This window comes from Streptomyces sp. A18 (assembly GCF_059026065.1).
The window spans coordinates 1-19,831 of the sequence record NZ_JBWLKL010000033.1 but is presented as its reverse complement, the minus strand read 5'-3'; the positions used below and the strand labels follow the sequence as shown (position 1 = coordinate 19,831).

General features: G+C 69.5%; 20 protein-coding genes and 5 pseudogenes. 12 read left to right on the top strand and 13 right to left on the bottom strand.

What is annotated here, in order from left to right:
* Window positions 1-84: 84 nt before the first annotated feature.
* Window positions 85-534: a MarR family winged helix-turn-helix transcriptional regulator gene (locus AC5P1C_RS33870; protein WP_493869798.1), complete on the bottom strand. Its 450-nt coding sequence runs from the start codon at window positions 532-534 to the stop codon at window positions 85-87.
* Between the two features lie 124 nt (window positions 535-658).
* Between AC5P1C_RS33870 and AC5P1C_RS33865 the strand changes: the two genes are divergently transcribed.
* Window positions 659-1,216 carry a quercetin 2,3-dioxygenase gene (locus AC5P1C_RS33865; protein ID WP_493869797.1) on the top strand — a complete coding sequence of 186 codons (558 nt, stop codon included), beginning with the start codon at window positions 659-661 and terminating at the stop codon, window positions 1,214-1,216.
* Window positions 1,201-2,067 (top strand): annotated as a pseudogene (locus AC5P1C_RS33860) (alpha/beta hydrolase fold domain-containing protein); the annotation flags it as partial. The gene AC5P1C_RS33865 and the pseudogene AC5P1C_RS33860, both read left to right, overlap by 16 nt.
* Before the next feature lie 59 nt (window positions 2,068-2,126).
* On the opposite strand, the gene AC5P1C_RS33855 reads toward AC5P1C_RS33860, so the two are convergent.
* The 3 genes from AC5P1C_RS33855 to AC5P1C_RS33845 form a co-directional block, all read right to left on the bottom strand.
* Window positions 2,127-3,773 carry an acyl-CoA dehydrogenase family protein gene (locus AC5P1C_RS33855; RefSeq protein ID WP_493869796.1) on the bottom strand — a complete coding sequence of 549 codons (1,647 nt, stop codon included), beginning with the start codon at window positions 3,771-3,773 and terminating at the stop codon, window positions 2,127-2,129.
* Window positions 3,774-3,801: 28 nt separating this feature from the next.
* Window positions 3,802-4,413, bottom strand: a complete 612-nt coding sequence (locus AC5P1C_RS33850) for a TetR/AcrR family transcriptional regulator (protein ID WP_493869795.1) — start codon at window positions 4,411-4,413, stop codon at window positions 3,802-3,804.
* A gap of 175 nt (window positions 4,414-4,588) precedes the next feature.
* Window positions 4,589-4,858 carry a DUF1905 domain-containing protein gene (locus tag AC5P1C_RS33845; RefSeq protein WP_493869794.1) on the bottom strand — a complete coding sequence of 90 codons (270 nt, stop codon included), beginning with the start codon at window positions 4,856-4,858 and terminating at the stop codon, window positions 4,589-4,591.
* A gap of 277 nt (window positions 4,859-5,135) precedes the next feature.
* Between AC5P1C_RS33845 and AC5P1C_RS33840 the strand changes: the two genes are divergently transcribed.
* The 3 genes from AC5P1C_RS33840 to AC5P1C_RS33830 all read left to right on the top strand — a co-directional run bounded on the left by AC5P1C_RS33840 (window position 5,136) and on the right by AC5P1C_RS33830 (window position 6,886).
* The gene (locus tag AC5P1C_RS33840; RefSeq protein ID WP_493869793.1) at window positions 5,136-6,035 is read left to right on the top strand and encodes a GNAT family N-acetyltransferase; all 900 of its coding nucleotides are present in this window, start codon (window positions 5,136-5,138) and stop codon (window positions 6,033-6,035) included.
* Between the two features lie 120 nt (window positions 6,036-6,155).
* Complete coding sequence (locus AC5P1C_RS33835; RefSeq protein ID WP_493869792.1) at window positions 6,156-6,335, top strand: hypothetical protein; 180 nt, start codon at window positions 6,156-6,158, stop codon at window positions 6,333-6,335.
* A 71-nt stretch (window positions 6,336-6,406) separates the two neighbouring features.
* Complete coding sequence (locus tag AC5P1C_RS33830; RefSeq protein ID WP_493869849.1) at window positions 6,407-6,886, top strand: DUF1801 domain-containing protein; 480 nt, start codon at window positions 6,407-6,409, stop codon at window positions 6,884-6,886.
* 79 nt (window positions 6,887-6,965) lie between these two features.
* Here the strand turns inward: AC5P1C_RS33830 and AC5P1C_RS33825 are convergent, their stop codons facing one another.
* Complete coding sequence (locus AC5P1C_RS33825) at window positions 6,966-7,910, bottom strand: LysR family transcriptional regulator (protein WP_493869791.1); 945 nt, start codon at window positions 7,908-7,910, stop codon at window positions 6,966-6,968.
* A gap of 119 nt (window positions 7,911-8,029) precedes the next feature.
* Here AC5P1C_RS33825 and AC5P1C_RS33820 point away from each other — a divergent pair, with 119 nt between their 5' ends.
* Both AC5P1C_RS33820 and AC5P1C_RS33815 read left to right on the top strand, forming a co-directional pair.
* Window positions 8,030-9,172 (top strand): diaminopropionate ammonia-lyase, encoded by a 1,143-nt coding sequence (locus tag AC5P1C_RS33820; RefSeq protein ID WP_493869790.1) that lies wholly within the window; start codon window positions 8,030-8,032, stop codon window positions 9,170-9,172.
* Between the two features lie 99 nt (window positions 9,173-9,271).
* A pseudogene (locus AC5P1C_RS33815) lies at window positions 9,272-9,406 on the top strand (LysE family translocator); the annotation flags it as partial.
* 70 nt (window positions 9,407-9,476) lie between these two features.
* On the opposite strand, the gene AC5P1C_RS33810 reads toward AC5P1C_RS33815, so the two are convergent.
* Window positions 9,477-10,091, bottom strand: coding sequence for a TetR/AcrR family transcriptional regulator (locus tag AC5P1C_RS33810; protein WP_493869789.1), 615 nt, complete (start codon window positions 10,089-10,091; stop codon window positions 9,477-9,479).
* A gap of 125 nt (window positions 10,092-10,216) precedes the next feature.
* Between AC5P1C_RS33810 and AC5P1C_RS33805 the strand changes: the two genes are divergently transcribed.
* The 3 genes and pseudogenes from AC5P1C_RS33805 to AC5P1C_RS33795 all read left to right on the top strand — a co-directional run.
* Window positions 10,217-11,611, top strand: a complete 1,395-nt coding sequence (locus AC5P1C_RS33805) for an MFS transporter (RefSeq protein WP_493869788.1) — start codon at window positions 10,217-10,219, stop codon at window positions 11,609-11,611.
* Between the two features lie 186 nt (window positions 11,612-11,797).
* Entirely contained in the window at window positions 11,798-12,253 is a 456-nt protein-coding gene (locus AC5P1C_RS33800; RefSeq protein WP_493869787.1) for a GNAT family N-acetyltransferase, read from the top strand.
* 185 nt (window positions 12,254-12,438) lie between these two features.
* A pseudogene (locus AC5P1C_RS33795) lies at window positions 12,439-13,357 on the top strand (tetratricopeptide repeat protein); the annotation flags it as partial.
* A gap of 195 nt (window positions 13,358-13,552) precedes the next feature.
* Here the strand turns inward: AC5P1C_RS33795 and AC5P1C_RS33790 are convergent.
* The 5 genes and pseudogenes from AC5P1C_RS33790 to AC5P1C_RS33770 form a co-directional block, all read right to left on the bottom strand.
* Window positions 13,553-14,098, bottom strand: coding sequence for a pyridoxamine 5'-phosphate oxidase family protein (locus AC5P1C_RS33790; protein ID WP_493869786.1), 546 nt, complete (start codon window positions 14,096-14,098; stop codon window positions 13,553-13,555).
* A gap of 156 nt (window positions 14,099-14,254) precedes the next feature.
* Window positions 14,255-14,677, bottom strand: a pseudogene (locus AC5P1C_RS33785) (ABC transporter permease); the annotation flags it as partial.
* A 1-nt stretch (window position 14,678) separates the two neighbouring features.
* Window positions 14,679-15,179: pseudogene (locus AC5P1C_RS33780) on the bottom strand (ATP-binding cassette domain-containing protein); the annotation flags it as partial.
* 359 nt (window positions 15,180-15,538) lie between these two features.
* The gene (locus tag AC5P1C_RS33775; protein ID WP_493869785.1) at window positions 15,539-17,089 is read right to left on the bottom strand and encodes an FAD-dependent monooxygenase; all 1,551 of its coding nucleotides are present in this window, start codon (window positions 17,087-17,089) and stop codon (window positions 15,539-15,541) included.
* Window positions 17,086-17,739: a TetR/AcrR family transcriptional regulator gene (locus AC5P1C_RS33770; protein ID WP_493869784.1), complete on the bottom strand. Its 654-nt coding sequence runs from the start codon at window positions 17,737-17,739 to the stop codon at window positions 17,086-17,088. The genes AC5P1C_RS33775 and AC5P1C_RS33770 overlap by 4 nt, the downstream gene beginning before the upstream one ends.
* Before the next feature lie 203 nt (window positions 17,740-17,942).
* Here AC5P1C_RS33770 and AC5P1C_RS33765 point away from each other — a divergent pair, with 203 nt between their 5' ends.
* Entirely contained in the window at window positions 17,943-18,383 is a 441-nt protein-coding gene (locus AC5P1C_RS33765; protein WP_493869783.1) for a VOC family protein, read from the top strand.
* 174 nt (window positions 18,384-18,557) lie between these two features.
* Here the strand turns inward: AC5P1C_RS33765 and AC5P1C_RS33760 are convergent, their stop codons facing one another.
* Window positions 18,558-18,731 carry a hypothetical protein gene (locus AC5P1C_RS33760; RefSeq protein WP_493869782.1) on the bottom strand — a complete coding sequence of 58 codons (174 nt, stop codon included), beginning with the start codon at window positions 18,729-18,731 and terminating at the stop codon, window positions 18,558-18,560.
* Between the two features lie 367 nt (window positions 18,732-19,098).
* Between AC5P1C_RS33760 and AC5P1C_RS33755 the strand changes: the two genes are divergently transcribed.
* The gene (locus tag AC5P1C_RS33755) at window positions 19,099-19,461 is read left to right on the top strand and encodes a DoxX family protein (RefSeq protein ID WP_493869781.1); all 363 of its coding nucleotides are present in this window, start codon (window positions 19,099-19,101) and stop codon (window positions 19,459-19,461) included.
* Window positions 19,462-19,619: 158 nt separating this feature from the next.
* Here AC5P1C_RS33755 and AC5P1C_RS33750 read toward each other — a convergent pair.
* On the bottom strand, window positions 19,620-19,831 hold a 212-nt coding region (locus AC5P1C_RS33750; RefSeq protein ID WP_493869780.1), incomplete at its 5' end, for a DNA-directed RNA polymerase subunit alpha C-terminal domain-containing protein.

Below are 19,831 nucleotides of genomic sequence, written 5' to 3'. Positions count from 1 at the left end.
ATCCGTCGCGGAAGCGCCAGACCCGGGTCGGGGCGTCAGCCGTTTCCCACAGGCTCGCTGTACGCGGCGACGTACTCCCAGGTGCTATTGCTCAGAAGTCCCGAGGGTCGGCACGGGCCCCCAGGGCGCCTCCAGTGCGCAGCGCAGCGCGGCGACCGCGTCTCGGCCGATCCGCTCGGCGAGCGTCTCCTCCAGCCGTTCCAGGACGAGGCTGGCCCGCTGATGCGCTCGCTGTCCCTCCGGGGTGCGCCGGATCAGCCGTCGCCTGCCGGAAGCGGGGTCGGGCACCTGCTCCAGCAGCCCGAGGTCCACCAGCCCGTGGGCGGCTTGATGCGCCGTCTGCCGGGTCACACCCATCCGCCGGGCCAGCTCGGACACCGTCGTGCCGTCCTCGTCGAGCACGCTGAACAGACCCAGCTGCGTCAAAGAGACCTGCGACCCGGGCGTCTCTTGCAGGGCGGCCAGCAGCGCCTCGTCGAACCAGCGGCGGGCGCCGCCCAGCAGCTGCGGGAGGTCTCGGTCGGCGGGATTCATCAGTGGTCCTCACGAAGACGGCCTTGGCGGCTGGCACGGTCATGTGTCAGGCTACCTGACATTCCATACGTCAGGCAGCCTGACGTTTCCGCGACGCTTGCAGGCGCGAGCCCAGGGGAGAGTCATGACCATCGAGTACGCCACTCGCTACCGGAGCGCTTCGCGCATACCCGCCGAGCCGGGCAAGCCCTACTTCATCGAGAAGGGCGAGGGGGACCGTGCGCACCTGTTCGGCGACCTGATCACGATCTACGCGGGCGGCGAGCAGACGGAGAACACCTTCAACTTCTTCACCGTCGAGGGCCCCAAGGGCGACATCATCCCGGCTCATCTGCACACCGACACCCACGAGGTCTTCTACATCACCCAGGGCGCCGTCCGGCTGTTCGTCGAGGACACCGAGGGGGAGCAGCAGGAAAAGCTGCTCACCCCGGGCGACTTCGGGTTCGTCCCCAAGAACTGCCGGCACGCCTACCGCATGGAACGCCACCACAGTCAGGTCGTCGGCGTCGCCGCCGGACCCGGCGGTACCTTCGAGCGCTTCTTCGAGACCCTCGGCACCCCCGCCGACGCCCTCGGCCTGCCGCCCAAGCCCTACGTGCCCCAGCCGCACCGGTTCGCCACCGTGCCCCAGGAGTACGACGTCCAGTTCCTCCCCGACCACCAGTGGCGCACCCGGTGACCGCCGCCCATCCCCTCCGCGAGCTGATCGCCGCGCCCCACCCCGACATCGCGCCGCTTCCTCCCGCAGCCCGATGCGGGCCGGGCGTACGCGTGTTGCGGGGCGTTCCCTTCGCCGACCTCGAAGGCAGCCGCCCGCTGGAACTGGGCCTCTGGCTGCCCGAGCACACCGGGCCGGGCGCCGTTCCGCTGGTGCTGTTCGTGCACGGCGGTGCCTGGTGCCGAGGACGGCGCGACGACCTGGGCATGCTGACGCGCGACTGGTCTCCGGGCCCGTTCGCGCGTATCGCCGCGGCCGGTATGGCCGTTGCCTGTGTCGACTACCGGCTCAGCGGCGAAGCCCACTTCCCCGCGCCCCTCGAAGACCTCCGCGCCGCACTGCGCTGGCTCGGCCTGCGGTCAGCCGAGCTGGGCCTTGACACCGGCCGCACGGTGCTGTGGGGCGAATCCGCCGGGGGGCACCTGGCCTCCCTCCTGGCCCTCACCCATACCGAACCGGCCCCTGTCGCCGCCGTCATCTGGTACGGGCCCAGCGATCTGACCACCCCGCGTGGCCACTACGATCCACAGTCCTCCACCACACCGGAAGCCCTGCTGCTGGGGGAGGCCCCGGCGGGCGCCGCGGAACACGCCCGAGCCGCCAGCCCGCTGGCACAGGTCCACCCGGACGTACCCCCGTTCCTCCTCGTCCACGGCGAGGAGGACACGATGGTTCCGTGTTCCCACAGCCGGGATCTCGCAACGCGGCTGAAGGGGATGGGCGTACCGGTGCACCTGCGGACCGTGCCCGGCGCGGAGCACGGCTGGCACGGCCTGTCCGATGCTCGGGTCAGCGACATCTTCGACCACTCACTGCAGTTCACGCGGCTCGCCGCCCAGCGAACCGACCAGGACGCGTACTTGGTGGCGAGTCAGGCCGGAAGTCGTTCCAGCAGCGTCCCGAAGTCGGTGCCCGGCGGCAGCGTCCCGAAGGCCAGGCCCTGGTCCCCGGCGAGGCGTGAGGCGCAGAACGCGTCCGCGACGGCGGCCGGAGCGTGCCGCACCAGCAGCGAGCCCTGCAGCACCAGGGCCGCACGCTCGATCAGGCGGCGGGCGCGCAGCGGGGCGTCCTCCGCCAGGACCAGCTGACCGTTCAACTCCCGCCAGGCGGCGTCCAGTCGGCGGTCGGCGCCGGCGGCCGCCTCTATCTCCGTACGGAAGGCGTGCAGGGACTCGGGCTCGCGGGTCAGGGCGCGCAGCATGTCCAGGGCGTTGACGTTGCCGGAGCCCTCCCAGATGCCGTTGAGCGGTGCCTCCCGGTACAGGCGCGGCATGCCTGACGCCTCGTCATAACCGTTGCCGCCCAGGCACTCCAGCGCTTCGGCGACGACGGCGGGCTGCCGCTTGCACACCCAGTACTTGGAGACGGCGGTGGCCAGGCGCAGGAACGCGCGCTCGCCGGTGTCGCCCTGCTGGGCCCGGTCGGCGGCCCCGGCCAGGCGCAGGCCGAGGGTGGTGGCGGCCTCCGACTCCAGGCCGAGGTCGGCGAGCACGTTGCGCATCAGCGGCTGGTCGATGAGCTTGGCGCCGAACACCGACCGGTACCGGGTGTGGTGCGCGGCCTGCGCGAGGGACTCGCGGATGTGCCCGGCGGAACCGAGCACGCAGTCCAGGCGCGTCATCGTCACCATGTCGATGATGGTCCGCACGCCCTTGCCCTCGTCCCCGACGAGCCAGGCCACCGTGTCGTCGAACTCGGGCTCACTGCTCGCGTTGGAGCGGTTGCCGAGCTTGTCCTTGAGCCGCTGGATGCGGAACGTGTTGCGGCTGCCGTCGGGGAGCACACGCGGCACCAGGAAGCAGGACAGGCCGCCGGGCGCCTGGGCGAGCACGAGGAACAGATCGTTCATCGGGGCGCTGGTGAACCACTTGTGACCGCGCAACCGCCAGGTCCCGTCGGCCTGTTCCACCGCGGCCGTGGTGTTGGCGCGCACGTCGGTGCCGCCCTGCTTCTCCGTCATGCCCATCCCGGCCAGCAGGCCGCGCTTGCCCGCCGGCGTGCGCAGGCCCGGGTCGTAGACCTTGCTGGTGAGCAGCGGCTCGTACACCTTGGCGAGGTCGGGAGCGCGCCGCAGGGCGGGGACGACGGCGTACGTCATGGAGACCGGGCACATGTGGCCCTGCTCCATCATGGTCGCCACCATGAAGGTCGCCGCGCGCGCGAAGTGTGCGCCCGGACGCTCGTCCGCCCAGGCGGCACCGGCGGCGCCCGCGCCGACCGTGGCGGCCATCAGCGAGTGGTACGCGGGGTGGAAGTCGACCTCGTCCACGCGGTTGCCGTAGCGGTCATGGGTACGCAGCTCGGGTTCGTGGCGGTTGGCCTGCTCCGCCCAGGTGCGCGCCTCCTCACCGCCGACGACGCGTCCGAAGCGGTGCAGGTCGTCGAGGTGCCACTCGGCGCCTTCCCGGCGGACACCCTCGACAAGGACCGGGTCGTCCGCGGCATCGTGGCCGGTCAACGGCGGTGCCTGGTTGGTCACTTCGTGGGTCACAGCGGTGGGGTGGCTGGTCGCGGGCATGAGGGCTCCTCCAAGTCGGCGGGGTCGGTCAGGCGGTCGGGGCGGCGCCCGCGCAGCGCAGAGCCGTGGCGGTGAGTTCGGCGAGGAGATCGCCGGTGGCGCTCTCGTCCGGGGTGCCGAGCGGGTCGACGAGGACCTCCCCGATCGCCCCGGTGAGCGCGGCCGCGGTGATCTCGGCGTTCTGGGCGGGCAGCAGTCCCTCGGCCATGCCCTCGTGCACCACCTCGGCCCACAGCGCGCGGTAGCGGCGCCGGAAGTCGAGGCGTTCGGCGCCGACCGCGGGTTCGGCGGGGGCGGCGAGCAGGGCGTATGCCAGGCCACGGTTCTCCAGGGCACGTCGGGCGAAGACCTCCACACCCCGGCTCAGGCGCTCGATCGGGTCGCCCTGCCCGTGCAGCACCTCACCGAGCACCTCCACCTCGCGTCCGGCGGCCCGCCGGAAGACCTCCACGGCGAGCGCGGCCTTGGACGGGAAGTGCTGATAGACCGAGCCGGCCGCGATTCCGGCCGAGTCGGCGACGGCGGTCACGGACGCCTGTGCCCAGCCCACCTCGGCGACGACGTCGGTGGCACAGGTGATCAGGCGTTCGCGGGTCGCTTCGAGGCGGCGGATTTCAGCAGGGGTCTTGCGGTAGGCCATGAAAGAAGTGAACCACTATTCAGAACTTACTGCCACGGTCGGCCGCCTGAGGGGTCGAGGGCGCTGCGCGGCTCCGGACGTCTTCGCCGTCGCCGTCGTCGGCCGTCCGCACCCGCAGTTGGGGGAGTTGGCTCAGCCGGTTGGCTGAGCCGTGTGGCGGCCACCGTTTCCGGCGTCAGGCGTCCACCCGCTCCTTCAGGTGAATGGTCACGGTGTCCCCTTCTTCCTTGCCGATCGCCTTGCGCACGTCCGCCTTCACGGGCAGCTTGTGCGTGCCGTCCCCCAGAGCCATGAACGAACTCTGGAACGGATGACCGTCGATCGTGCCCCGGACCTTCACCAGACCGCGGGTGCCGAAGAATTCGGCCGACTCGGGCCACACGAGGTAGGTCCAGCCGCCCTTGTTCGGGCTCTTCTGCAGAGTCGCTGTGAACTGCTTGTCCATCACGGATACCGCCTGTTCAGGAGCTCTCGATGGGGAAGGAAGTTAGGCGTTCACCAGGTAAGACGGCGTCAGACGGGAGAACTCATCGCCGACGCGAAAATCCGTGGACGGACCCGCTGGAGGTCACGTACCTTGTGGCTTCACGCCCTGAGACGGATGGAAGGAGGCGCGTGCCGTGCAGTTGACACCTTTCCAGCGCTCCCTCTTCCGCAGTCCCGGCGTGGATCGTCAGTCCTGACCGGGAGCGCTCCAAGCAGCCTGTATCCCGGAGGAATCCATGACCGATCCGGTCATCCGCGCGCTCTCCGCGAGCGACGCCCATCTCTTCGACGTACTCCCCGACCCGCTGGGCGCCCGTGAAAGCCATCGGCGTACCCAGTTCCGCCCCGACTGGAAGCGCGTCGCCCTGCGCGACGGCGAAGTCGTCGCACGCGGCGCGTGGTGGGGTGGCCCCGACGACCCGGAGCCCGTCAACATCAACTGGTTCGACGTGGCCGAGGGCGAGGAGGAGGCCGGGGCCGAACTCCTGCGCTCCGCTCCCTGGCAGGTCGAACTGGAGATCAATCTGCCCGGCGGCTGGCGGGAGAAGGCCGACCTGCGCGCCGGCGCCGAGGCGCGCTTCACCGCCGCACGAGCGGCAGGGTACGAACTCCTGGTGGAACGCTTCTTGTACCGCTGGACCCCGGAGCGCGGTCTGCCCGAGCGGCCCGGACGCCTGCGCTTCAGCGCCGAGCCCGACGACACCGTGTTCTTCGACGCATTGCGCCGCATCCACTCCGTCACCCTGGACGCCCACGCCCTCAAGGCCATCGAGCAGGGCGGCCTCGACCAGGCCGCCCAGCAGGAACTCGACTTCTTCCACTGGTGCCCCTCCCCGCGGGAGTGGTGGCAGATCGCGCACACGCCGGAGGGTGACCTGGCAGGGATCCACATCCCGGCCCGCAACCCCTCAGGCCCGACCATCGGCTTCATCGGCGTCGTCCCGGAACAGCGCGGTCACGGCTACGCGTACGACCTCCTCGCGGAGTGCACCCACCTCCTCGTCGAGCAGGGCGCGGAGTTCGTCAGCGGGGCGACGGACCAGGGCAATTTCCCCATGGCCGCGAACTTCGCCAAGGCGGGCTATCCCGTCACCCGTGAACGCATCAACTTCCACCCGGTGGCCCGAGCGTCCTAGCGAGGAGTAGCACGCGGTGAGCGGTCCGGCCCGAGAGCGGGCCCGGACCGCTTGCCATGTCCGCTACCCGCCACACCGAGCCAGCCGGTAGCTCTTGAACGGCCTCTTCACAGGCTCAACATGACCGAGATCGGCGACCTGCAGATCGCCGACAGCGCTCTCGCCGAGCACCTTGAGGCCATCGGCCTGGAGGCGACGGAACCCGCCACAGCGACCCCCCGCCTTTCATCAACCCCTGGTAGTCGGTCCATCGACAACGCCGAGCCCCTCGGCAGGGCCGGTGGCATCGATCAGGAATGAAGAAGCACGACCTCCCAGCGCCTTATAGCGTGATCGGCACGTCACAGACGTACGAGTGGAGAGGAGCGGCGATGGGTGCGGCGTCGAGTGCCGGCGGGAAGAGCAAGAGGACGTCCTCGGCGGAGGGATTCTCCGAGCAGGAGCGCGCGGCCATGAAGGACCGGGCTGCCGAGCTGAAGGCGGAGGCCCGGCGCGGGCGTGGCGCGCATAAGGCGGCAGCTGAAGCGCGGGAAGTGCTGACGAAGATCGCGGAGATGCCGGAGCCGGACCGTGCACTGGCCGGGCGCGTCCACGCCATCGTGGTCGCTGACGCCCCGGAGCTGTCGCCGAAGCTGTGGTACGGACAGCCGGCCTATGCCAGGAAGGGTAAGGTCGTGTGCTTCTTCCGCAGCGGGCAGGCGGACAAGGAGCGCTATTCGACGTTCGGGTTCACGCCTGAGGCAAACCTGGACGACGGGAGCGGCCTGTGGCCGACGGCGTATGCGCTGACCGAGGTGAGCGATGCGGCCGAGGCGATGATCGCGGCGCTGGTCAAGCAGGCCGTGACCTGAGGCTCAGCCCGGCGTAGGCGCCGGGAGATCGGTGCCCGCGAACTCACCGAGTGTGCCCATCACCAGCCATCACCAGCCATCACCAGCCGTCGCCAGTCGGCCGGCGGTCTGTGCCGTGTCGGTCGGCAGCTGCCCTGCGGAGGGCGTCCCGGCAGGCCAGGATGGCGGGGTGCCTGCTGCGGCCACGGCGTACGACGGTGAAGACACGGCGTGCGCGCTGGCCGTGGGGGAGTCGTTGCAAGGCGATGGTGGGGGGCTCTCCGCTCCAGACGAGGTCGGGCAGGAAAGCGGCGGCGTGTCGCTGTTCCACGAGGCGGAGGTGGAGCAGGAGGTCGGTGGTCTCGAACCGTACGTCGGGTTCGAAACCGGCGTTGCGGCAGAGCGTCGTGGCCCAGTGACGGGCGGGCGTTCCCGCGGGCTCCATCACCCAGGGGTGGTCGGCGAGCGAGCGGAGCGCCGCCATGGGGCCGTCGCGGTCCGTGCCGTGGGTGGGGATCGGCAGGGCGAGGCGGAGAGGGTCGTCGAGGAGGTCCTCCTGTTCGAGCTCGGCTGGCCGCGGGTTGGGGTTGCCTGGGTACTCCTCGGCGAGGACCAGGTCGAAGTCGCGCGCCTGCAGGGCGGGCAGGGCTGCTTCCGGCTCCATGTGCGTGACGTGGACGCGCAGGTGCGGGTGCAGGTCGCTCAGCAGACCGAGGGCGGCCGGGACCAGGGTCAGGGCGGCGGTCTGGAACGAGGCGATGCGCAGGGTGCCGGTCAGGTCGGTCAGAGAGGTGGCGATGTCCGCCTCGGCGCGCTCCAGGCGTTCGAGGACCGCTTCGGTATGGGCGACGAGGATTTCGGCCTGCTCGGTCAGCCGCACCCGCCGCCCGACCGGTTCAAGGAGCGGGACGCCGACTTCGGACTCCAGCTGCGAGAGCTGCTGAGAGACGGAGGACGGGGCGTACGAAAGGGCGGAGGCGACGGCTGCCAGAGTGCCGCGGTGCTTGAGCTCGCGGAGCAGACGCAGCCGGTGCAGATCGAACATCGCTGGACCGCTCTCCTCGCCCTTCGTCGAGCGACCTCACCCAATGATCGGCTATGCCGATGGATGATGGTCGGAAACATTCGCTGGACCGATCATAACGGGCGTCGGATCCTGTTCGTATGTCTGAGCAAGTTGACCCCTTCCGTACGCCGCCGTGGTCCGCCCGCACGCTGCCGTGGTCCGCGCGGCCCGGTGCCCGTGACTGGCGGTGTGCACCGGCATCCACCGATGTACGCGACTTCCACTCCTCGCTGCCCGATTACTCACCGACACCGTTGACCGAACTCCCTTCGCTGGCAAGGGAGCTGGGAGCCGGCCGGGTCTTCGTCAAGGACGAGTCGAACCGCTTGGGGCTGCCCGCGTTCAAGGCGCTCGGCGCGTCCTGGGCCGTCCACCGCGTCCTTGCCGAGCGGGCCACGAACGGCAGCGGACCTGGACCGGTCACGCTGGTGACAGCCACCGACGGCAACCACGGCAGAGCGGTCGCCCGCATGGCGCGCCTGCTGGGCCAACACGCCCACGTTTTCGTCCCTCAGGGCGTGCATCCCCAGGCCGTAGCGGCCATCGTCGCCGAGCAGGCGAAGGTCACCGAGGTGGCAGGGGCGTACGACGAGACGGTGCGCCTGGCGGCCGAGGCGGCTTCCGGGCCGGACGCGATCCTGGTCCAGGACACCGCCTGGCCGGGCTATGAACAGATCCCGGGGTGGATCGTCGAGGGCTACTCCACCCTCTGCGCCGAGATCGACGAACAGCTGGCGGCGCAGGGAGTCCCCGAAGGACCCGACCTCGTCTCCGTACCAGTGGGTGTGGGCTCCCTCGCCCAAGCCGTCGTCACCCACTACCGCAGCCGTCCCTCCGGACAGGCGCCCGCGCTCCTTTCGGTGGAGCCGGAGGCCGCGGCCTGCGTCCTGGAATCTCTCACCAGGGGCGAACCCGTCAGCGTCACCACCGGCGACACCGCCATGGCCGGCCTGAACTGCGGTACCCCCTCCAGCATCGCCTGGCCCTACCTCTACGGCGGGCTGGATGCCGCTGTAGCCATCCGCGACGCGGACAGCGCCCGCGCTGCTGCCGACCTCGCGGCACTCGATGTGTCCTCGGGCCCGTGCGGGGCCGCGACGCTCGCCGGTCTCCGCGCGGGACTCACCGGTGCGGGCGCCGACGAACGGCGTGCGAGGTTGGGGCTCGGCCCCTCCTCGGTGGTCGTGTTGCTGAGCACCGAGGGCACGGACGCCAATCCGGGTTCCACCGCCGCCCGTTGACAGGACGGCACCTGAAAGGGCCGGAGTTGAAACCTAGTTGAGCCACCGCACGCGCATCACCCCGAACGCGACCGGCTGGGCCAGGAGGAGAGCGGCAGCATGCTGACCCACTGGGCAGCCGCACTCGGCGTCCTCGCCGTGCTGACCGTCGTGCCAGGTCCGGACATGGCGGTGGTGACCCGGCGTGCCGTCCTGGTCGGGCCCGCGGACGCGCTGCGCACCGTGGCCGGGATCGGCCTGGCACGTCGGATCATCGTCACCTACTGAGCCAGGGGCGCCACGAGATCGGCGAGTTCTCCCTTCGTCACACTCCGGCGCCAGGCTCGGGTACCGGTGTTCCCGGCGGTGTGAAGGCGGCGAGCACTGTGGCCGTGATGTGGTCGGCGGCGCGGTCCGAGGTGAGACGGCCGGCGCGGATCTCCGTTGCCGCGCTGTGCATGACCGCGTGCAGGACATTGACCAGCCAGGCGATCGGCAAGTCCGTACGGAAGACCCCCTCAGTACGTCCGTGGGCGAGCAGTGCCTCGACCCGGGCGGCGGGCCCGGCGTGCAGTTCCCGGATGCGTCCGGCGGAGAGTTCTCGTTGCGCGGCGGTGAGCAGGGCCCGCGCCTGGTCCACCAAGTGCCAGCCGGCCTCGATGTACCGGGTCAGGGCGAGCTGAGGGTTCCCGGTCAGGTCGACCGTGTCCAGCGCCTCGTTGCCCCGGTCGATGGCGCGGCTCACCGCCGCGTCGACGACCTCCGCGCGGGAGGTGAAGTGCGCGTACAGCGTCACCCGGCCCACGCCTGCGGTCCGGGCGATCTCGCTCAGGCTGGCATCCGGATTCTGTCCGAGACAGTCGGTCGCGGCCTGAACGATCGCCTCGATGCTGCGCAGAGCGTCGGCACGCTTGGTTGCCGTGGAGTTCTTGCTGCCCATGCTCCCAGAGTAACCCACCAAGTCGTACAGCACTGTTTGCTTTATACCCCCCGGGTGTATAACTTGAACATAGCTGTACGACTTATGGCTGAGAGCTGAGACCTGAGAGCTGAGAGGTGAGCGTCATGAGCGACACGGAATCCACCACGCGCGCAGCGAACGCGCCGCATCCGCTGCGCTGGACAGCCCTGGGGCTCCTGGGGCTGGCCCAGTTGATGCTGATCCTCGACATCACCGTGGTCGCGATCGCCCTGCCTGACATGGGCGCCGAACTGGACCTGAGCCGCGCGGTATTGACCTGGGTGGTCAGTGGATACGCGCTCGCGTTCGGCAGTCTGATGCTGCTCGGTGGCAGGGCCGCGGATCTGTTCGGCCCGAAGCGCATGGTCCTGGCCGGGCTCGCGGTGTTCACTGTTGCGTCCTTGGCCGCCGGATTCGCCACCGGTGCCCCGCTGTTGCTCGCCTCCCGGATCGCGCAGGGAGTGGGTGCGGCGATGCTCTCGCCTGCGGCTCTGTCGGTGGTGGTGCGGTTGTTCGACGGCGACGAGCGCAACCGCGCGCTGGGCATCTGGTCGGCGCTCGGCGGCGGGGGCGCCGCCCTCGGAGTGCTCCTGGGCGGCTTGATCACAGCGGGCCCGGGGTGGGCCTGGGTCTTCTTCGTCAACGTCCCCGTCGGCCTGGCGGTCCTCGTCGCGCTGGCCCGGATCCTGCCCCGGCTGCCTCGGGCAGCCACCGGTTCCCTCGACATACCCGGTGCCGCTCTGGTCGCCGCCGCGACGGGCGCTCTCATCTACGCCCTGATCCGTGCCGGTGACCACGGCTGGCTGGACAGCGTCACCGTTGCCTTGGTCGCCGCGGCGGCACTCCTCTACGGGGCCTTCGCCCTGTGGCAACGCCGGGCGACGACACCGCTGATGGACCTGCGGCTGCTCGGCCGACGCCCGGTGGTAGCGGGGATCTTCGTGATCGCTGTCACCACGGCGCTGATGGTGGGGGCCTTCTTCCTGGGCTCCTTCTACCTCCAGAACCGCGAGGGTCACGGTGCCTTGGTGACCGGAGCGCTGTTCCTGCCGGTGGCGTTGCTGACCATGGCCGCCGCGGCGGCCGCCGGCCGCGTGATCGGCCGTCTGGGAGCGCGGCTGCTGGCGGTGGTCTCGCTGGCTGTGGCAGCCGCCGGGTTCCTCGTGCCGGTGCTCTGGTCCGGTACCGCCGCGATGGTCACCGGCGTGAGCGTCGCCGCGGCCGGACTGGGCGCCCTGTTCGTCGTCGCCTCCGCCACCGCGCTCGCCAGCGTCGCTCCCCATGAGGCCGGGGTGACGTCGGGCATCGTCAGCACCTTCCACGAGTTCGGCGCCTCGGCCGGCGCGGCGGCCGTATCCAGCGCCGCCGCAACGAGCATCGCCGCCCACGCCGGCGCCCAGGCCGGCGCCGGCTTCGACGACGCGTTCCTCGTCGCCACGGGCCTGGCCGCGGTCTCCGCCGTCATCGCCCTGTGGCTGATCCCCGCCAAGAGCAAGTAAGCCCGGACCATCGGCAAGCGCCCGCTGGACGCCCTGCACGACTGGTTCGAAGCGCAGCTCAGATTCCATGGCGAGCACGCAGAAGAGGGACACTGGCCAACGAGCGGTGCACTGCGGCAGGTCGCCGCCCCCGTACGCATCACACATGACACATGACGCGACACATGACACATCGCACGATCGGAAGTGGCCAGCTTGAACGACCCGTACGAGTTGAGCGTTGGCGTGCCCTCCGTGGAGGTCTTCCGTCGACTGCGCACCGATGCCGGCCTCTCGGACAAAGCCCCGGAAGCGGTCGCGCTCGCCCTGCCCAACACCTGGCACGGGGTGATCCTCCGGCACCAGGGTGAGCCGATCGGCATGGGGCGCGTCATCGGTGACGGCGGCACCGCGTTCCAGATCGTCGACATCTGCGTACACCCCGCACACCAGGGACGCGGCCTCGGTAAGCGCATCATGGCCGCGCTCACCCACGAACTGGAACGCCGGGCGCCCGCCACCGCCTATGTCTCGCTGATTGCGGACGGCCCCGCATGCTTCCTCTACGAGAAGTTCGGCTTCGCCGACACCGCCACGCACGACTCGATCGGCATGTACCGGGTGATGGGTGCGAGTGACGGGGCCAGGGGGCAACAGGCATAGCCCCCTGGCTTGGCCGACGGAGACGAAAGGAACCTGTCTGCGGCCGGGACCGTGACCTCCCAGCCGATGCAGTAGACGGCGGTGGATCACTGCGTCGGCCGAAGGCCGGGCAGGACTGCGTCCGGTGGGGTGGCTCGGTGGGCGGGGGAGGGACTACTCGGGAACAGGTGGATCAGCTCTGGACGGCTGAGGCGAGGGAACGGGTGCTCGGCGCCGACCACCCTGACACGCTGGCCGCCCGTCAAGAGACGGCCTATACCCTTGGCCAGTTGGGTCGCCACCTCGAAGCGCATCTGATCTACACAGCCGTGCTCGCCGCCCGCGAGCGCCTGATGGGCGCCGAGCACCCCGACACTCTGCGATGCCGCCATAGCTTCGCGTACAGCCTGAGCCGCGTCGGACGACTTGAGGAGTCGTACCGCCTGGCTTGCGAGGTGGCTGCAGCCCATGCGCGCGTGCTCGGCCCCAACCATCCGGACACGCTCGTATCGCGCTATGAAGTCGCGTATATGTCCGGCCAGTTGGGTCGCTGGGACGAAGCGTTGCGGTCGCACAGAGAGGTCGCCGATGCCCGTGCCCAGGCTCTCGGTCCGGACCATCCCGACACCCTCGCCGCGCTTCGAAGTCGGCATCAGTCTCGGCCGACTCGACCGCAGTGCGGACGCCCTGACGCTGTACCAGGACTTGATCGACGACCGGAGTCGTGTCCACGGCCCTGACCACCCCGAGACCCTTCGCTCCCGCCACGGTCTTGGCGTAAACCTCGGACGGCTCGACCGTTGGGACGAGGCGCTCGCGGAGGCCCGCGACGTGTGCTCCCTCCGCGAGCGGGTACTGGGCCCCGACCACCCCGACACACTCGTCAGCCGACGCGAGGTCGCCGTCGCTCTCGGATGGCTCGACCGCTGGGCCGATGCCCTCGCGGAGTACCGGCACGTGGCAGATACCCGAGAGCGGGCTCTCGGGGCAGGGCACCCCGACGCCCTCGTCAGCCGCAATGACGAGGCGCATTGTCTGGAGCAGCTCGGCCGCAGCCAAGAGGCAGTCGACCTATACGAGGAGGTGAGGGCACTTCGACAACGGCATGCATCCGGAGGCAGCTGAAGATCCGGTGGTGGGCTCCTGCGGGAAGCTCGCGAGCGGCACACGAAGGAGCTTCGCCGCTGCTCCAGACGATGAGCACGGCGGCATGGTCGTGATTGTTGGACGTCGCCGAGGACGACGGTCTTGGAGCCAGGCAACCTCCGCTGCACCGACTCCTAGGCCGACGAGTGGATCATCCGTCGTACGCAGGGCCCGCTAGAAGGTGTAGCGCGTATGGCTGAACGCTGCACCGTCGTGCCCGAAGCCGTATGCCGTGCCGGGTGTCACCGCGAACAGCAGGTCGTTGCCCTTGCGGATGCTGTCGCCGAAGCCGTGGAACATGCCCTCCGGCGAGGTGATGTGGTCCCCGTACTGCGCCTCGAACGCGGCGATGACCTGGTTCTGGCGCGCCGGATCCGTCACCCGCTCCGCCGTGCCTTCGATCACGATGTCGAGGCCTTCGGAGAGTGAGTTGTGCCCTGTGGTGAGTGCGCAGTGGGCATTGCCGGCCAGGTTCTTCGCCTTCTGTTCGCCCGGCCCGGTGCTGAAGTGCAGGGACCCGTCGTGCCAGGCGGCGATCAGCGGTGTGACGTGCAGCCGGCCGTCCGGCCGGACCGTGGTGATCCAGAAGACCTCGGAGTCCCGCATCTGGCGCTGGGCCTCGGCCCAGTCGGTGGCGGTGACGTTCTCCGCACCCGGGCGCGGGTTGAGCGCGGAGCTGTAGCGGGCGTCGAGTTCGGTCTTGGGTGTCTTCGGCGTCATGCGGAACTCCATTCCCCCTCAGGCACAGACGTGCTCCGAGGGCTCGTCCCGGATCGGGAACCAGTCAGGCGGTGGAGGTGGGCAGCGTCTTCATTGTGACGCAGCTGGTCACTGTGGCCACGGTGGGGGCTGCCGGTGACGTGGCGGTCGTCGCGGCTACTTCGGGCCGCGGTTGAACTGCGCCGTCGACCAGCGGTAGCCGAGCGCGATCAGGCCGAGGCACCAGGCGGTCGCGATCCAGCCGTTGTCGCCGATCTCGGTGCCGAGCAGGAGTCCGCGGAGGGTTTCGATGGCGGGGGTGAAGGGCTGGTACTGGGCGATGGGCTGGAACCAGCCCGGCATCGTACCGGCCGGGATGAAGGCGCTGGAGATGAGCGGCAGGAGGATCAGCGGCATGGCCATATTCCCTGCCGCCTCGGGGTTGGGACTGGCCGCGCCCATGCCGACCGCGATCCAGGTGAGCGCCACGGGGAACAGCGTGATCAGCCCGAACGCCGCGATCCACTCCAGTGCCGTGGCGTCCGTGGACCGGAAGCCCATCGCCGCCCCGACGGCGCCGACGAGGACGACGCTCATCACGCACAACGGAGCGCAGTTCGCGCTGGCTGCCGTCGCTGGGGATGGACAGCGACAGTGCCTCGTCGTCCCGCGTGACCTCGCGCAGTGCGTCAGCGGCGGACTCGTACGCGACCGGGTCGGTGAAGCGGAGGCGTACGTGTCCGCCGGGGATGAGCCGCTTGAGTTCCTCGGCCGTGCCTTCGGCGGCGAACTTGCCGTCGTTCAACACGGCGATACGGTCGGCGAGTTCGTCGGCTTCTTCGAGGTACTGGGTGGTGAGGAAGACGGTGACGCCGTCGGAGATCAGGCCGCGGATGATGCCCCACATGTTGTGGCGGAAGCGCGGGTCGAGCCCTGTCGTCGGCTCGTCGAGGAAGATGATCCGCGGGTCGCCGACCAGCGTCATGGCGAGGTCGAGGCGGCGCCTCGTGCTGCCCGAGTAGCTCTGGGTGGGGTTCTTCGCTGCGTCGGCCAGATCGAAGCGCTTCAGCAACTCCGCTGCCACCCGGCGGCCTTCATGCTCGGGCCGGGCAGATCTTCGGTGTTGAATCCGCGACCGATGCCGCGGGGGTAGGCCCCGGCCATGTCGTGCTGGACAGGATCGACCGCTATGGTCGGCATGTCGACTTCTTCGACCCTCCGCGTAGCGCCAGAGTCGCCCTGTCCGGAGGGGGAGTGGCAGCACTGCGCAAGGGGGCGGTCATCTCCTCGGAGTCCCGAGCGCCCGGCGTCACTTGGCGCCGAGCCCGGTGAACTCCCCGCGCCGTACTGGCAGGTGGGCCTCCGGCGAAGCGGTGCCGGTGCCATATGGGCGCGAGTAGCCCCCCGAGGGCTGTATCTGAGTCCATCCTCTGACTCGGCAGTGGGGACCGAGATACCGGTTCACGTCAGCGGCGTTGCTTTGCCGAACCATCTGGCCAATGCCGTGCGTAGGGCGGCGGGGTCGGATCCTGCCCACGCGACGTACCCATCGGGACGCATCAGGAGTGCGGGGGCCGGGGCGTCTTTGATGGTGCCGGGGATCCGGCGCACGCGGTCGGCCCAGGGTGCTGCCGCGGCCGCGAGTTCGGTGTCGTCCGTGGCATCCAGCAGCAGCGGGCGTGCGTCGTGCGTGAGGTCGGCGAGGCGTTGTTCCCGGCCGTCTTCGGTGGTCAGATCCAGAGGGGGGACGAACCAGCCGGTGGGTGGGGCGGGCTTCTCTTCGCCCATGTCGTACCTCACGTCGGAACCCGCCATCAGGTCGGCGACGAGTTGGACGTTCTCCCGGCGACCCAGCAATTCTGTGAACAGGTCCCGTAGCGCCGTCACGTTGTTGCCGGGGGCCATGAGAGCGGTCTGGGCCTGCGTCTGCATGAAGACCCTCTGCCCGACGGCGCGTCGTTCGCTCTCGTAGCTGTCCAGTAGGTGGCCGGGGGCCCAGCCATGGAGTTCGGCCGCCAGTTTCCAGGCCAGGTTCGCGGCGTCCTGCAGCGCCAGGTTGAGGCCGGGGCCGCCCGCGGCGGAATGAACATGTGCGGCGTCCCCGGCGAGGTACACCCGGCGGTCGCGGTAGCGCTCGGCCAGCCGCGTGTTGCGGCCGCACAGGCGCCGGAGGAGCGTGGGCGCACCGTCAGAGGGTGCGGTCAACGGCAGACGTACGCCGATGACCCGTTCGATGCTGTCCTCCATTTCGGACAGTGTGATCGGGCTGCCCGAGCCGGGATAACTTCCGGCCGGGTGGTCCTCCCACTCGGTCGTGTGGACGAAGGGCCGCTCCGGGTGGGAGAGGCTGATGGTGAACACGCCCCGTTCGGTGCGGTGGAAGATCGCCGGGATTTCGCCGAGTCCGGCGATGGCCACGCGTTCGTCCGGCCTGGGCTGGAAGTGCTCGCTGAGGCCGACCAGTGCGCTGCGGTCCACGACGTTGGTGTCGGTGAAGCCGGGAAAACCGATCCCGGACTGCTTGCGGATCATGCTGCGTGCCCCGTCGCAGCCGACGACGAAGCGGGCGTTGAAAGTCGTCTCGCCCCCGTCCTCGCCGACCGCGACCACATTGACATGGTCCTCCGCCTGGCTGAAGGAGCGGGCTTCGAAGCCACGGCGCAGGTCCACGCCGAGTTCGGACGCCCGCTCGCCGAGCACACGCTCCAGGTCACGCTGATGGATCCGCAGCAGGTGCATCGGATTGTCAGCGCCAAGGGTGTGCAACGGCAGAGGGAGGGCGCCGAAGAAGAACTCGGGTGCAGGTGTGGGAGGTATGCGTCCGCCGCAGTCCTCGTACAGGCCGCGGTGGTCCATCAGACGTACGACCTGGCCGGTGAGGCCGTGTGCCTTGTCGGCCTGGTTCGCCCCGGGCAGACGCTCAAGGACAACGGGATTGGCTCCGGAAAGCCGCAGTTCGCAGGCGAGAAACAGCCCGACCGGGCCGCCGCCGACGATGAGTACGTCGATCATGATGCGTTTTCCTTTCCCTGGCCGGCGGTCGGCGGCTCGTGAAGCCGAAGGGTGCCGAATCCTTCGCCGAGTTGCTGGAACGCCTCGCGCATCAGCGCGGCCAGCGCGGTCGGCGGTTCGGTGTGCAACCAGAAGTGGAGGGTGGCCATCTGCGTGCTCAGGGCGGCGTTGGCGATCAAGGTCGGGCGCAGGTCGCCGCCCACGTCGGTGCCGAGGCGGTCCGCTACCGCCTGCGCGAGTACGGAAGTTGCGACTCGCGCTCCACGGCTGATGGCGTCCTGCATCTCGGGCTCGCCGAGCATGGCGATCAGGCCGTCCTGGTCCTCCTTCGGCTGCGCCCCGGCGGCACCGGCCCAGGCCGCATAGCGGTCGACGATCACGGTGGTGACCGAATCCCACAAGAGTTCGCCGGCAGGGCGCACTCGAAGGGCCTCGGCCGCTTCGCGCGTCCGCTGAACATGCCGGTCGGCGATGGCTTCTTCTTTGCTGGCGAAATAGTTGCTGAACGTGCGACGCGACACCCCGACCCGCTCCACGATGTCGTCCACACGCACATTCGCCAGGCCACGTTCCCTGGCCAGCAGCACTGTGGTCAGACTCAGCTGCTCACGCAGCTCCTGCTTCTTCCGTTCCCGCAGTCCATCGGCCATACATCCACGGTAGCAAATCTTGCGCATCAGGCAAGTTTGCCCATTGTGCAATGTGTCGATCGAGTGGGGTGCCTTGCGGCGGGCGGCAGCTGACCACAGGCGGTGGCGCCCGTGGACCGTTCCACGACGCCACTGCGTGGACCAGGTGAACCGATGAAGTTGGCGGGCAGTTCGGCTCAGCCAGAGTCGTTAGGCTCAGCGACATGACTCTTCTGCGGATGGACAACGTCGCCATCGTCGTCGACGATCTGGATGCGGCCGTCGCCTTCTTCACCGAGCTCGGCATGGAGCTGGAAGGCAAGGCGCAGATCGAAGGCCTTTATGCCGACCGCACCGTGGGTCTCGACGGCGTCCGGAGCGAGATTGCGATGATGCGGACCCCGGACGGCCACAGCAAGTTGGAGCTGACCAAATACCACACCCCCGTGGTATCCGACGCCGAGCCGCGGAACGCTCCGCCCAACACGCTGGGCCTGCATCGCGTCATGTTCGCCGTCGACGACATCGACGACACCATCGCCCGCCTGCGCGCCCACGGCGCCGAACTCCTCGGCGAGGTAGCGCAGTACGAGAACAACTTCCGGCTCTGCAATCTCCGCGGCCCCGCAGGAATCATCGTCGCCTTGGCCGAACAGATTGGCTGACGCGGGCCTGCCGCGCGGAACAAGGGGACGGTCAGCGGCACCATGACGTATCCGCGGGCAAGTTGGGCACGGAAGGTGCCCGACGCGGCTCAGTTGAACTGCTCGTCGATGCCGGCGATCCAGAAGCACAGCTCCCGGGTCTTGAGACGCGCCCAGTGCTGCATCCTGCGCCCTTCACGGACCACCCCCCACGGCACCGGCAGCCGACAGCGCCGCGCAGACGCCTGCGAGCACCGGCTGGTCAGCAGCCACCACCTCCGCCAGGGCGGTCAGCAGCACGAGGAGCACATGAACTCCTCCCGGGCCGACTGCCCGCCGCAGTGCCACCGGCGGGTAGATCTTCTCCACGACCGCGCTCAGCGGACAGGTGACGTGTCCCAGTGCGTAACTCGCCCCGGCATCGCCGATGACGGCGCCGGACGATCCGCATGACGGCTCGCCCCGCGCACCGGATCCAGCAGCCTCCGCAGCTGTAGTACAGGACGTCCCAGTGATTGCCCTGGTCGGCGTAGCGGCTGTGGTGCAGGTGTCACCTTTCCGAGGCGGGCCACGTCGGTATGGACGAGACCACCCATCTCACCCCGAACGTCCACCACCGAGCGAGGAGAAGCCTGCAGATGAGCGTATACACGGTCCGGTTCCGCACCGCCTCCCAACGGGTCAGTGCAGTGACCGAACAGACGATCCCCATCGCCGCCGTAGGCAGGTACAGCGCATGACGACATCCCTGTTCATCGCCACACTGTTGTGCATCGCGGCGATCGTGTTCATCGTGGTCGCCGACTATCTCAAGGCCGAGTTCGTGTTGAAGAACTCGGCCGAGGTGCACGTTCCCGCCGGCGCTGTGCCCTACCTCGCGACCTTGAAACTGGGCGGGGCGATCGGTCTCGTCGTCGGGCTGACCGTGGCGCCCTGGCTGGGCGTCGCTGCCGCCATCGGTCTGATCCTGTTCTTCATCGGTGCCCTCGCCGCCCACATCCGAGCACGCGTCTTCTACAACATCGCCTTCCCGGGCGTGTACCTGCTCCTCGCGGTATCGACCGCCGTCTACATGATCCGCCGGGCGGCCGGATCGTGACGCACGCGCACGCCCCCTGGGCCATGGACGCCGAGGCCGCAGACTCTGCCACATCGCCGCTGACGGGGGGCCCGCATGCGTGCGCAAAAAGCCGCGCGGCCCGGGAGTAGATCCCGGACCGCGCGACCTGGCAGACAGCAGTCAGTACTGCTGGGTGGTCAGTACTGCTCGGTCTCGACGAAACCGGCGTCCGCGTCGTCTGCGGCGCTGTACGTGTCGACCGCGGCGATGGGGTCGAAGCCGGGCGGGCTGTCCCTGAGCGTCAGGCCCATGCCGTGCAGCTTCGCCTTGATCTCGTCGATCGACTTCGCACCGAAGTTGCGGATGTCGAGCAGGTCCGCCTCGGAGCGGGCCACGAGCTCACCCACGG

Bases quoted from the DNA above. Each gene is read 5' to 3' on its own strand.
- AC5P1C_RS33810 (WP_493869789.1), bottom strand. From the start codon at position 10,091: ATGGGCAGCAAGAACTCCACGGCAACCAAGCGTGCCGACGCTCTGCGC.
- AC5P1C_RS33855 (WP_493869796.1), bottom strand. From the start codon at position 3,773: ATGCCCGCGACCAGCCACCCCACCGCTGTGACCCACGAAGTGACCAAC.
- AC5P1C_RS33790 (WP_493869786.1), bottom strand. From the start codon at position 14,098: ATGACGCCGAAGACACCCAAGACCGAACTCGACGCCCGCTACAGCTCC.
- AC5P1C_RS33850 (WP_493869795.1), bottom strand. From the start codon at position 4,413: ATGGCCTACCGCAAGACCCCTGCTGAAATCCGCCGCCTCGAAGCGACC.
- AC5P1C_RS33755 (WP_493869781.1), top strand. From the start codon at position 19,099: ATGACGACATCCCTGTTCATCGCCACACTGTTGTGCATCGCGGCGATC.
- AC5P1C_RS33840 (WP_493869793.1), top strand. From the start codon at position 5,136: ATGACCGATCCGGTCATCCGCGCGCTCTCCGCGAGCGACGCCCATCTC.
- AC5P1C_RS33765 (WP_493869783.1), top strand. From the start codon at position 17,943: ATGACTCTTCTGCGGATGGACAACGTCGCCATCGTCGTCGACGATCTG.
- AC5P1C_RS33775 (WP_493869785.1), bottom strand. From the start codon at position 17,089: ATGATCGACGTACTCATCGTCGGCGGCGGCCCGGTCGGGCTGTTTCTC.
- AC5P1C_RS33825 (WP_493869791.1), bottom strand. From the start codon at position 7,910: ATGTTCGATCTGCACCGGCTGCGTCTGCTCCGCGAGCTCAAGCACCGC.
- AC5P1C_RS33820 (WP_493869790.1), top strand. From the start codon at position 8,030: ATGTCTGAGCAAGTTGACCCCTTCCGTACGCCGCCGTGGTCCGCCCGC.
- AC5P1C_RS33845 (WP_493869794.1), bottom strand. From the start codon at position 4,858: ATGGACAAGCAGTTCACAGCGACTCTGCAGAAGAGCCCGAACAAGGGC.
- AC5P1C_RS33770 (WP_493869784.1), bottom strand. From the start codon at position 17,739: ATGGCCGATGGACTGCGGGAACGGAAGAAGCAGGAGCTGCGTGAGCAG.
- AC5P1C_RS33870 (WP_493869798.1), bottom strand. From the start codon at position 534: ATGAATCCCGCCGACCGAGACCTCCCGCAGCTGCTGGGCGGCGCCCGC.
- AC5P1C_RS33830 (WP_493869849.1), top strand. From the start codon at position 6,407: ATGGGTGCGGCGTCGAGTGCCGGCGGGAAGAGCAAGAGGACGTCCTCG.
- AC5P1C_RS33865 (WP_493869797.1), top strand. From the start codon at position 659: ATGACCATCGAGTACGCCACTCGCTACCGGAGCGCTTCGCGCATACCC.
- AC5P1C_RS33805 (WP_493869788.1), top strand. From the start codon at position 10,217: ATGAGCGACACGGAATCCACCACGCGCGCAGCGAACGCGCCGCATCCG.
- AC5P1C_RS33835 (WP_493869792.1), top strand. From the start codon at position 6,156: ATGACCGAGATCGGCGACCTGCAGATCGCCGACAGCGCTCTCGCCGAG.